Consider the following 11810-nt stretch of genomic DNA (forward strand, 5'->3'; position numbering starts at 1 on the left):
ACAGGGAATAATTAAGCAAACTTAAATTATTCAACTGTACCCTGCTATCCTGATATCAGCTGTTTTCTTCACAGCATACCACGAATAGGGTACCTTTCATTATAACAAACCATACCTAATTGTCAAGTATGCTCCGGATTACCGCATATGATCTTTAATGGCCCTGTCCACATCCCGTTTCATTTGTTTGCGTTTCAAGTCTTCACGCTTGTCGTATTTCTTTTTCCCTCTTCCAAGACCAATTAATACTTTTGCATAGCCATTTTTAATATAAATCTTTAATGGAACTAATGCATAGCCCTGCTGCTGGGTTAAGCCGATTAATTTATCAATTTCCTTCCGATGAAGCAGCAGCTTTCTTGAACGGGTCGGGTCGTGATTATACCGGTTCCCCTGCTCATATTCGGCAATATGCAGGTTCACTAATTGCACTTCCCCTTTTCTGTCGATTCGCGCATGGGCGTCCTTAATATTTACTCTGCCATTCCGAATAGACTTGATTTCTGTCCCCTGCAGGACAATGCCTGCTTCGTAGGTTTCTTCAATAAAATAATCATGGGAAGCTTTTTTATTTTGTGTAATGGTTTTTCCATTTCCTTTTGGCATTTGAAATCATCCTCTTCCATCGAACTTTGAAAAGTTCTTATTCATCCATAAAGTAATCCATTTCTCCATGAATGAATCCTCATTATAGTTTACCAAAAAATACGCCTTATCTCAAAGCTTTCACATAATTAAAACGTTTCTATCGCTGTGCGAAAAAAACGATAAAATCTCCTGAAAGAGATTCTATCGTTTCGGTTTATTCTTTTTCTTGTTTTTGGGTTTTGCTTTGCCTTTGCCCTTTGGCTTACTTTTGGATTTTTCGTTGTTCTTTCCAGGAGATTGGATAATTCTTCCTGCGGGCTTCTGCTTTCTTTCCTTCCGGCGCGGAGAACCTAAGGATGTCAATTCGAAGTCGACCGTGTATTCTTCTAAGTTTACATCAGCCACTTTAATATCGACCTCATCGCCAACGCGGAATACTTTGGCCGTCCGCTCGCCGATCATCGCCTGACTGCGTTCATCATAATGATAATAATCATCTGTCAAATAGCTGACATGAACCAGTCCTTCTACCGTATTTTCCAGTTCCACAAACATGCCAAAATTCGTTACCGAGCTGATAATACCAGTAAATTCTTCGCCGATTTTATCCTTCATAAATTCCGCTTTCTTCATATTATCGGTATCACGCTCTGCATCGACTGCCCGGCGTTCCATTTCGGAAGTATGGCGGGCGATTTCCGGCATTCTGTCCTTCCAGTGCATCATCGTTTTCTTATCGATTTTCTTCTCAATCAAATAAGTGCGGATTAACCGATGCACAATTAAATCTGGGTAACGACGGATTGGCGACGTGAAATGGGTATAAAAATCCGTTGCCAGGCCAAAGTGACCCACGCTTTGCGGAGAATATTTTGCCTGCTGCATCGAGCGCAGCATTAATTTAGATACAATCATTTCTTCGGGATCATCTTTAATTGATTCTAATACCTTTTGCAGCTGCTGCGGATGAACCTCGTTAGCCGTTCCTTTGACAGAAATGCCCAGACCAGCTAAGAATTCATAGAATTTCTCCAGCTTCCCTTCATCCGGTTCCTCATGGATACGGTGGATAAACGGGACGTCCATCCAATGGAAATGCTCCGCAATTGTTTCATTCGCTGCCAGCATAAATTCCTCAATTAATTTTTCTCCGACAGAGCGCTCACGAATAACCACATCGGTCGGATGGCCTTTTTCATCAACGAGTACCTTTGCTTCTTTAAAATCAAAGTCAATGGCGCCGCGGCCAAAGCGTTTTCCGCGTAAAATAGCTGCCAGCTTTTCCATATTCTCAAACATTGGAACAAGCGGCTCATATTTTTGGCGCAGCTCTTCATCCTTGTCGACTAAAATTTTGTTTACATCGGTGTAAGTCATTCGCTCATTCGAATTAATCACACTTTGGAAAATTTCATGGTTAACGACTTGTCCGCTTGTATTGATTTCCATCTGACAGCCAAGTGTCAGTCTGTCCACATGAGGGTTAAGCGAGCATATCCCGTTTGATAAACGATGAGGAATCATCGGAATCACGCGGTCAACTAAATAAACACTTGTCCCCCGCTCAAAGGCTTCCTTATCCAGCGGCGTACCTTCTTCTACATAATGACTGACATCAGCAATATAGACTCCAAGCTGGTAATTTCCATTATCCAGACGTTTGACGCTTACCGCATCATCTAAGTCCTTGGCATCAGCACCGTCAATCGTAACAACGACCTCATCGCGCAGATCCTTTCTCCCTTGGATATCATCCGGGTCAATTTCTTCGGGAACTTTATTCGCCTGCTCGATAACCTCTTCCGGAAAATCAATCGGGATTCCATGCTTATAAATAATGGAGAGAATATCAATTCCCGGATCATTTTTATGACCAAGAATCTGGATGATTTCTCCTTCTGCACTTTTTCTTCCCTCCGGATATTTAGTGATGCGGGCAAGTACTTTATGACCGTCAATCGCTCCATGCGTATGTCCTTTAGAAATAAAAATATCATTTGGAATCCGCTTGTCATCCGCGATAACAAATCCAAAGGAACGATTATCTTCAAATGTACCTACTACGGTGACGACTGCACGTTCCAGAATACGAATAACCTTTCCTTCCGGGCGCGTGTCCTCCGTATCCTTTTTTTCCAGGCGGACGAGCACTTTATCCTTATTCATGGCAGAGCCCATATCATTTGCATGGATATACACATCTGTTTGGTTCTCATCTTCCGGAATCAGAAAAGCAAAGCCCTTGGCATGCATTTGGAGAGTTCCTTTGACCAAATTCATTTTATCCGGCAGTCCAAATCGATTTTTTCTGGTACGGACAAGGTCTCCCTCTAATTCGAGTTCATTTAAAGAAACCACCAGCTCTTTAAATTCTTCTGCATTCTCCAGCGCAAGAGCCTCTTCTAATTCTTGGACAGATAAGGGTTTCGTGCTGTTCTCTTTAATATAATCTAAAATGCGTTCTTTCATAACGTTCACCTTCTTTCTGTTTATCTTTCCATCTTTCTACTTTATACTTCCCAATCCAGGCTCTCTAAAAACGCATAAATATCTTCGTGAAGCTGATCTTTTTCTTTGTCCATCGTAATCACGTGGCCTGAATTAGCATACCATTTGATTTCTTTTTGTGTGGATTCGACATTGTCATAAATATAATTCGCACTGTCTGTATTAATCATTTGATCCTTCTCAGCCTGTACGACTAAGGTAGGCGTGTAAATCATATCAATATTTGATTTTACTTCCTTCACTGTGTCCCTGACACCAATAAAGAGGTTCTTGGAATTATCCATAATCGTATCGACTTCTTCTTTTATAACCGCTTCATCTTTTTGTTCCAGCTGTTTAAACTCTTTGGAGAATTCCCGGAATCCTTTGGTCAGTTCTTCCTCATTGTCAAAAAACATCGGAGCACACATGGACACCATACCTTTAATTTTCTCCGAATAGGCAAGTTTTAAACCTAATACGCCTCCAAGAGACAGACCGGCAACTGCAATTTCCTGATATCCAAGGTCCTTCAGATGGTTAAAAGCAGCTTTCACATCTGCCCACCATTGGTCCGGATTACTTTTGATCAATTCCTCCGGCGGCAGTCCATGTCCGCGATAAATCGGCGCATGGCTTGTGTAGCCTTTCTTTTCCAGAAACCGTCCAAGCATGCGGACGTCTGCAGAGTGCCCGGTAAATCCATGCAGTAATAATACAGCACGTTCTCCTGCTTCAAATGTAAACGGCTGTGGTAACTTTATTTTCACAATCATCCATTCCTTTCATCTTCCTGAAAAATAAAACTGTCCGTTAAACTGCGGGAAATCATTTTTCCCAATTCATTTCTAGTATACCCTGTATTATGAAAAGCGAAAATAAAAAAACCTTACCACACTACTGTGATAAGGAATATCATTTATTGTAATACGTACGCTGCCAAGAAAGCTAATAAAAAGAACAGCACCGCTGTAACAATTGTCATACGATGTAGCACCAGGTCAATTCCGCGTGCTTTCTGTTTTCCAAATAACTGCTCTGCACCGCCGGAAATCGCTCCTGAAAGACCAGCGCTTTTTCCAGACTGCAATAAGACAAGTGCAATCATCACGATAACGTCAATTACTAATATCACATTAACCACAGTTAACAACATGTTTTCATACTCCTCCTATGTTCCGACAATCCCTATCTTATACTTTATCATACTTTGAATTTGTTGTGCAAGATTGATTTGTGAAATACTTCTTTACTATACACCCCTCGTGATTCATCCCTTATTTGAATTTGTCCAACAACCCGTCTTCAACGTATAATGAATGTAGCAGTCCCGCGTAAATAAAAAAGCATCGTTATTAATGATACCAAGGGGGAAGAAAACATGGAGATGAAAACAGATTGGCTGACAGTGTCTGACGGAACCCGCATCTATATCAAACAATGGCTTCCGGAAAGAAGACCTGTTGGCATCCTGCAGATTGCCCACGGCATGGTGGAACATATTGAACGCTATCATGATTTCGCTTCCTGCTGCACTTCTTTAGGTTACATCGTGATCGGCAATGACCATCGCGGACATGGGAAAACAGGTGATTTAGGAATACAAGGCTACTTTACAGAGAAAAATGGTTTTCAACGCGTCGTGACAGATTTGTATGAAATCATGCAATATGGAAAAAAAGCTTTTCCTCATCTTCCCTATTACTTCTTGGGGCATAGCATGGGTTCTTTTTTAATGCGGAATTTCATTCAGCATTTTAGTAATGAAATGGATGGATTAATATTAACCGGTACAGGACATTATTCCAGACTTCTTGCCACCGCAGGAAAAACAGCAGCATCCCTCCTGCCGTCAAGGAAACCTTCTCCTCTCATGAATCAGCTCGTTTTAGGGAACAGTATGAAACAGGATAAGCATTACAAACACGAATGGCTTACAAGAGAAAAAGCATATGCAGACGCTTATGAAGCAGACTCCTATACCGGCTTTATTCCGACAGCCCGTTTCTTCTATGATTTATTGGAAGGTATCTATCAGACCAGAAAGCAAAGTCTCAATCAAAACATACGTAAAAATCTTCCGCTTCTCCTTATCAGCGGTGACGAGGATCCTATTGGTCAATATGGAAAGGGAGTATGGAAAACAGCTTCTCTCTTTCAAAAAAATGGCCTGGAGAATATTGTCGTTCAGGTTTACGAGGGTGGAAAGCATGAATTATTAAATGATACCTGCCGGGAGGAAGTATATGCGTTTATCGGAGATTGGCTGAAGAATGCTGGTAAAAAATAACGGATTATATTGATTTTAACAATTGAAGAAAACCCTTTAAACTTGCACCTCAGCCCACGCTAATTTAGTATAGATATGTTATAATTAATAAGATAGTTTTATTAAAGAAAGGATGCTCTCATAATGAAAAAATTGAATGGAATTGCTGCATCTAGTGGAATTGCCATTGCGAAAGTATACGAACTGAAAGACCCGGATTTAAATTTTGAAAAAACGTCTATTGATAATCCAGGACAAGAGATTGAGCGTCTTGAAAGCGCATTAGAAGTTTCTAGACAGGAACTGGAAAAAATCAAAGCACATACATTAAAAGAACTCGGGGAAGAGCATGCAGAAATTTTCTCTGCGCATTTGCTTGTATTAGGAGACCCAGAGCTGATTAATCCGATTAAAGATAAAATCAACGATGATAAAGTAAACGCAGAAGCTGCCTTGGACGAAGTTGCTACGATGTTTATCGACATGTTTAAAGCCATGGATAACGAATATATGCGCGAACGTGCAGCAGATATCCATGATGTAACCAAACGTGTCATGTCTCACCTGCTTCAGGTTACCTTCCCGGACCCTGCTTTAATTGATGAGCAAGTGATTGTTATCGCAAGAGATTTAACACCATCTGACACCGCTCAGTTAAACCGTGAATTTGTAAAAGGGTTTGCAACCGATATCGGCGGCAGAACTTCTCACTCTGCTATCATGGCCCGCTCCTTAGAAATTCCTGCTGTGGTAGGTACAAAAGAAATTACCGGCGCTGTGAAAAAGGACGACCAGATTATTGTCGATGGCATTGAAGGTACAGTTATCATCAATCCGACAGAAGAAGAGATTAAAGTATATGAAGCGAAACAAGCTGCATTTGCTAAGCAGCAGGAAGAATGGGCAAAATTAAAGGATGAGCCTACTTTCTCTGCAGACGGTGAACAAGTTGAGCTTGCTGCAAACATCGGTACACCGAATGATGTAGAAGGTGTTCTTAATAATGGCGGCGAGGGCGTCGGACTTTATCGTACCGAATTCCTTTATATGGGTAACTCTGAATTGCCTTCCGAAGATGTTCAATTTGAAGCTTATAAAGCTGTATTAGAAAAAATGGGAGACAAGCCTGTCGTTGTAAGAACACTTGATGTCGGCGGCGATAAGGAAATCAGCTACTTAGATATGCCGCATGAAATGAACCCGTTCTTAGGATTCCGTGCAATTCGTTTCTGTCTGGAAAATGAACATGTCTTCCGCCCGCAATTACGTGCATTACTGCGTGCGAGTGCTTACGGCAACCTGAAAATCATGTTCCCGATGATTGCTACATTGGAAGAATTCCGTCAGGCAAAAGCGTTATTGCTAGAAGAAACAGACAATCTTAAAAAAGATGGCGTTAAAGTTTCCGACAACATTGAAGTAGGAATCATGGTAGAAATTCCATCTACTGCAGTGATTGCAAAACAATTTGCGAAGGAAGTCGATTTCTTCAGTATCGGAACAAATGACTTAATCCAATATACGATGGCTGCTGACCGTATGAATGAACAGGTTTCTTATCTGTATCAGCCATATCACCCAGCTATCCTGAATCTGGTAAACAATGTCATCGAAGCTGCTCACGCAGAAGGCAAATGGGCAGGCATGTGCGGTGAAATGGCAGGAGATTCTACTGCTATTCCATTGCTTCTTGCTCTTGGACTGGATGAATTCAGCATGAGCGCAACTTCTATCTTACCGGCAAGAACTCAGATTCTTAGCTTGAACAAAAAAGAGCTTGCAGCACTTAAAGATGAATTCCTTTCCTTAAGCACTGCAGAAGAAGTGGTTGCATTAGCGGAGAAGACGATTAATAAATAAGTATACTGAAAAACCCTGATTATTGTTTGCACAACAATAATCAGGGTTTTTTATTAATACATCCGCGCCATTCCCGCAGAATTCGGGGCCGTATGACGAAAGCCGAACTGTTCATATAAATTATCAGCGGGAATATCTGCAATCAAGCTGACATAAGAGCCTTTGTAGGTATGGTTATCTAAATAAGCCATAATCTCCTGCATAATGACCTTTCCAAGCCCTTGTCCCTGATAGCTTGGTTTGACCACGATATCTACTACGTGAAAAACAATTCCCCCATCTCCCACTACTCTGCCCATCCCAATCAACGTATCACCGTCATAGATGGATACAGCAAATAACGTATTAGGAAGCCCAATTTCAATCGCTGCTTTTTCTTTATTGCTTAATCCAGCCTCGACACGAAGCTCATTAAATGCTTCGACTGCTGGTGTTTGATGACTGATCTGATAACGTTCATTCATTGATTCCCATCCTTTTCATCCTATTTATTTCTTCTATTTTACCATCTAAGTCTATTTCCTATCATATTTTCTTATCTCCTTTGATTAAAAAACACGATTATCCACAGATAACAAAGAAGACTATAATGAATGATAACAACACCATTCAAGGAGGGAATGCTTTGGATTTTCACAGTAAAGATAATATGTACAGCTATACTGGCCGGGACGCGGATGCAGCGTGGAAAGAAAAAATCAGAGAACTCATTGATATTTCATCCATTCACCATGCTGCGGACATAGGCTGCGGAGGCGGAATTTATTCAAGAGCTTTAGCTGCTATCGGGATACCATCTATCCTAGCCATCGATTCTTCCAAGCCAATATTAGAAGGTGCGAAGAAAGACTGCAGCAGGTACCCGAATATTTCTTTTCAGCTTGGGCTGGCAGACAAAACCGGCCTGGAATCGGAAAGTGTTGATTTGATACTAAGCAGAGCATTGGTCCATCATCTTAAAAATCTTGATTCCGTATTTGCAGAAGCATACAGGGTATTAAACAGCAATGGCTATTATCTTATTCAAGACCGGACATTGGACGATTGTTTACTGGAAGGGAGTAAAGAGCACATCCGCGGATACTTTTTTGAAGCTTTTCCGAAATTAAGAGAATTTGAAAAGAAACGGAGATACTCCAGTGATGATATAAAAATAAGTCTTCAGCAGGCTGGTTTTAAAGAGATAACAGCGCATCGCCTCTGGGAGATTAGAAAAACATATCCAAACAAACGAGCACTTCTCGCTGATATTCAATCCAGAACGGGACGAAGTATTTTACATGAATTATCAGATGAGGAGCTGCAGTATTTAAGCGATTATATCGATTATTCGATTGGGGATGATATGGAAGAAGTTGTTGAAAAAGACAGATGGACATTGATTAAAGCAGTGAAATAACTATACTGAATCGTTGAATCTCTATTACTCGAATGCCCGACATAATATCCCCTTTATTCTCTTTCAAAAAACCATTAAATACGTATTGTATATTTATACAATACGTATTATAATTAACCGAAGCTATTTTTCATCTAACCTTAAAAATAACTATAAACAGCTTAGATAAATTATATTTTATGTCTTTTATAATAATGTATATTTATCATACATCTTATGCAATAATTGTTTTATCATGGAGAACCGCCCGTAAAACTCCCGCCTCAAAATAAAGAGCGAAAATAAATTTATTTAGGCGGGAGATAACGGGCGCTAACTCCCTGAATCACTCAGGCTAATTCAGCGGGAGAATTAAGGAAGCAGACTAAGTTCGCGACGTCCTGTCGCAACGTCTGCACTAGCACATCCTGTGCGTCGAAAAACTCCCACTGAATGAAGTTTCGTTTTATCGCAATGTAATGAAATGGAGGATTTAAAATGGAAAGAAAGCAAGAAGATTGGGAGCATTTAGTTGATTCGATTGGAAATTTCCTTGCTCCGAGTATGGCAAAAGACCATCCAAATTTACCTGTTGTAAAGGCAGAGGGCTGTTATTACTATGGGACAGACGGCAAAAAATACTTAGATTTCACTTCGGGAATTGCTGTTGAAAATGTTGGACACCGTCACCCCAAAGTCGTGCAGGCTATCAAAGACAGCGCGGATCATTTGATTCATGGACCATCCGGCGTGATTATCTATGAATCTATTTTAAAGCTGGCAGAAGAGCTCCAGGAAATACTTCCGCCCAAGCTGGATAACTTCTTTTTTGGAAATAGCGGCACGGAAGCAATTGAAGGATCCCTAAAACTAGCAAAGCATGTATCTAACCGTCCTTATGTAATTTCTTTTACAGGCGGATTCCACGGACGGACCATCGGCTCACTCAGTGTTTCTACTTCTAAAAGTAAATATAGAAAACACCTTCAGCCTTCCTGGTTAACTTACCAGCTTCCATACGCACATTCGGAAGACTGTCCGGCCGGGGAAGATCCGGAGGTATTTTTTGCAGAAAAGCTTGAAAAAGAAGCAGCGAATTTATTCCGTCATCAGGTTGACCCGGAAGAAGTTGCCTGTATGATTGTAGAGCCTGTGTTAGGTGAAGGCGGCTATGTTATCCCGCCTAAATCATGGCTGAAGAAAATGCGGGAGATTTGTGACCGGCATGGGATTTTATTAATTTTTGATGAAGTACAGACCGGGTTTGGCAGGACAGGAAACTGGTTTGCAGCCCAAACCTTTGACGTGACACCAGATATCATGGCTGTTGCAAAAGGAATTGCAGCAGGGATGCCGCTTGGCGTAACAATTGCTTCCAAGGAATTAATGGACCAATGGCCAATGGGGTCCCACGCAACGACTTTCGGCGGAAATCCTATCGCCTGCGCAGCAGCACGGGCATCCATTGAAGTCATCAAGGAAGAAAAACTTCTTGAAAATGCACGTACTGTCGGGGATTACGCCCTTAACCAGCTGATACAGTTAAAAGATAAATTTTCGATTATTCATGATGTTCGCGGTGTTGGATTAATGATTGGAATTGCGCTAAAAGATGCAGAAACCGGTGAACCTGACGGAGAAGCCGTGATGAATGTATTAAACAGCTGTCTAGAGAAAGGTGTTCTCTTCTATTTATGCGGAAATGCCGGGGAAATTATCCGGATGATTCCTCCATTAACGGTAACAAAAGCACAAGTAGATGAAGGAATAAAAGTACTTGAAGAGGCATTGACTGCTGTTCAAAACGAAAAATAAGCTCACGTTTTTATAAGGAGGTAGACCATTGAACCATAATAGTGAACAAACAGAAGAGCATACCGTGTCCGAAAAACATTCCAAAAAAGATTTCCTGAAATTTTTGCTGCCCTCCTTATTTGGTATTTTTATATTTCTTTTTCCCATCGTCGATGGAGATACGTTTAATATACCGCTGGGCATTATAACTGAATTTCTTATTGAACAGCTGGAGAACCTCCTGCCTGGTATCATTACATTTACAATGGTTATTTCTACTGTTCTTACGCTCATTGCAATGCTGCTAAAGCCAGCATTTATCGTAAATTCAGAGTTTCTTTCATCCTTATTTAATGTATCTTTTTTCTGGATGGTTGTCCGAGTGCTCGGAACTATTTTCGCTGTGATGACATTCTTCGGAGCCGGGATTACATTTATCCATTCCGAAATTACCGGGCAAGTGATGTTCGGATTATTGACAACCTTGATTGTCTGGTTTTTTGTAGCCTCCTATCTCTTGCCTTATCTCATTAATTTTGGGGCGATGGAATTTGTGGGGACATTACTTCGGAAAGTCATTAAACCATTATTTACACTGCCGGGCCGTTCTGCCATTGATTTATTGGCGTCATGGGTCGGAAATGTCAATGTTGGAGTTGTTCTTACAAGAGAGCAATATCAGGATGGATTTTATACAGGACGTGAAGCAGCAGCAATTACAACCTGCTTCTCAACCGTCTCTCTGCCATTCTGTCTCGTCATCGCGAATATGCTGAATGTTGGACATATGTTTCCTGTCTTTTATTTAACGATTGTCATTGCAGGAGTCGTAAGTGCCATCATTATTCCGAGAATTCCGCCTGTTTCCAGAATTCCGGATACGTATTATAAAGAAAGTCATTTCCAAGAAGAAATTCCAGCAAACACTTCCCCGCTTAAATGGGGAGTTGATCAGGCTGTCAGAAGAGCAAAAAAAGCAGGCACGTTAACAGATCAATTAAAGCAGGGCTCTGAAATATTTCTGGGAATTATTTTCGTTTTATTGCCGCAAGTCATGGCGATTGGAACCATAGCTCTTATTATTGCTGAATTCACACCTGTTTTCCATTGGATTTCCCAGCCGATGATTCCGCTTTTATATCTATTGCAGATTCCTGAAGCGGCAGCTGCTGCACCAGCATCCATTATTGGCTTTATTGATATGTTTTTACCAGCTGTGCTGGCCTCTGGAATTGAAGCCGAGATAACACGATTTGTGATTGGTGCTTTATCGTTAGTTCAAATCATTTATTTAACAGAGATGGGCACCCTGTTGCTGATTTCAAAAATACCGGTTAAATTATGGCACTTACTCGTTATTTTTATTGAACGTACCCTTATTTCATTACCGATTATTGCTTTAATCGCACATATGATTTATTAATTTTTAGTGAA

Annotated in this window: 10 protein-coding genes; 5 read left to right on the top strand and 5 right to left on the bottom strand. The window is 40.8% G+C overall.

Features of this window, described 5'->3' with window-relative positions:
* Positions 1-138: 138 nt before the first annotated feature.
* The 4 genes from smpB to secG form a co-directional block, all read right to left on the bottom strand.
* Positions 139-606, bottom strand: coding sequence for an SsrA-binding protein SmpB (gene smpB, locus MKY65_RS18165; protein ID WP_339179304.1), 468 nt, complete (start codon positions 604-606; stop codon positions 139-141).
* A gap of 183 nt (positions 607-789) precedes the next feature.
* Positions 790-3057 carry a ribonuclease R gene (rnr, locus tag MKY65_RS18170; protein WP_339179306.1) on the bottom strand — a complete coding sequence of 756 codons (2268 nt, stop codon included), beginning with the start codon at positions 3055-3057 and terminating at the stop codon, positions 790-792.
* 41 nt (positions 3058-3098) lie between these two features.
* Positions 3099-3845: an alpha/beta fold hydrolase gene (locus MKY65_RS18175; protein ID WP_042535820.1), complete on the bottom strand. Its 747-nt coding sequence runs from the start codon at positions 3843-3845 to the stop codon at positions 3099-3101.
* Between the two features lie 149 nt (positions 3846-3994).
* Positions 3995-4228, bottom strand: coding sequence for a preprotein translocase subunit SecG (gene secG, locus MKY65_RS18180; protein WP_042535818.1), 234 nt, complete (start codon positions 4226-4228; stop codon positions 3995-3997).
* A 228-nt stretch (positions 4229-4456) separates the two neighbouring features.
* Between secG and MKY65_RS18185 the strand changes: the two genes are divergently transcribed.
* Together MKY65_RS18185 and ptsP are read left to right on the top strand one after the other, a co-directional pair.
* Complete coding sequence (locus MKY65_RS18185) at positions 4457-5365, top strand: alpha/beta hydrolase (RefSeq protein ID WP_256704971.1); 909 nt, start codon at positions 4457-4459, stop codon at positions 5363-5365.
* Positions 5366-5488: 123 nt separating this feature from the next.
* On the top strand, positions 5489-7204 hold the full coding sequence (gene ptsP / locus MKY65_RS18190; protein WP_193063389.1) for a phosphoenolpyruvate--protein phosphotransferase: 1716 nt from the start codon (positions 5489-5491) through the stop codon (positions 7202-7204).
* A gap of 53 nt (positions 7205-7257) precedes the next feature.
* Here the strand turns inward: ptsP and MKY65_RS18195 are convergent, their stop codons facing one another.
* Positions 7258-7668, bottom strand: coding sequence for a GNAT family N-acetyltransferase (locus MKY65_RS18195; RefSeq protein WP_339179311.1), 411 nt, complete (start codon positions 7666-7668; stop codon positions 7258-7260).
* A 161-nt stretch (positions 7669-7829) separates the two neighbouring features.
* Here MKY65_RS18195 and MKY65_RS18200 point away from each other — a divergent pair, with 161 nt between their 5' ends.
* From MKY65_RS18200 to MKY65_RS18210, 3 genes are all read left to right on the top strand, one after another.
* Positions 7830-8603, top strand: coding sequence for a class I SAM-dependent methyltransferase (locus MKY65_RS18200; RefSeq protein WP_244882334.1), 774 nt, complete (start codon positions 7830-7832; stop codon positions 8601-8603).
* A gap of 477 nt (positions 8604-9080) precedes the next feature.
* Entirely contained in the window at positions 9081-10397 is a 1317-nt protein-coding gene (locus MKY65_RS18205; RefSeq protein ID WP_339179315.1) for an aspartate aminotransferase family protein, read from the top strand.
* 28 nt (positions 10398-10425) lie between these two features.
* The gene (locus MKY65_RS18210; protein ID WP_256704972.1) at positions 10426-11799 is read left to right on the top strand and encodes a YjiH family protein; all 1374 of its coding nucleotides are present in this window, start codon (positions 10426-10428) and stop codon (positions 11797-11799) included.
* Positions 11800-11810: the final 11 nt, after the last annotated feature.

Source organism: Oceanobacillus sp. FSL W7-1293, from assembly GCF_037969815.1.
Classification (GTDB): Bacteria; Bacillota; Bacilli; order Bacillales; family Amphibacillaceae; genus Oceanobacillus; species Oceanobacillus oncorhynchi.

Coding starts and splice junctions, on each gene's coding strand:
- smpB (WP_339179304.1), bottom strand. CDS start 606: ATGCCAAAAGGAAATGGAAAAACCATTACACAAAATAAAAAAGCTTCC.
- rnr (WP_339179306.1), bottom strand. CDS start 3,057: ATGAAAGAACGCATTTTAGATTATATTAAAGAGAACAGCACGAAACCC.
- MKY65_RS18185 (WP_256704971.1), top strand. CDS start 4,457: ATGGAGATGAAAACAGATTGGCTGACAGTGTCTGACGGAACCCGCATC.
- ptsP (WP_193063389.1), top strand. CDS start 5,489: ATGAAAAAATTGAATGGAATTGCTGCATCTAGTGGAATTGCCATTGCG.
- MKY65_RS18195 (WP_339179311.1), bottom strand. CDS start 7,668: ATGAATGAACGTTATCAGATCAGTCATCAAACACCAGCAGTCGAAGCA.
- MKY65_RS18205 (WP_339179315.1), top strand. CDS start 9,081: ATGGAAAGAAAGCAAGAAGATTGGGAGCATTTAGTTGATTCGATTGGA.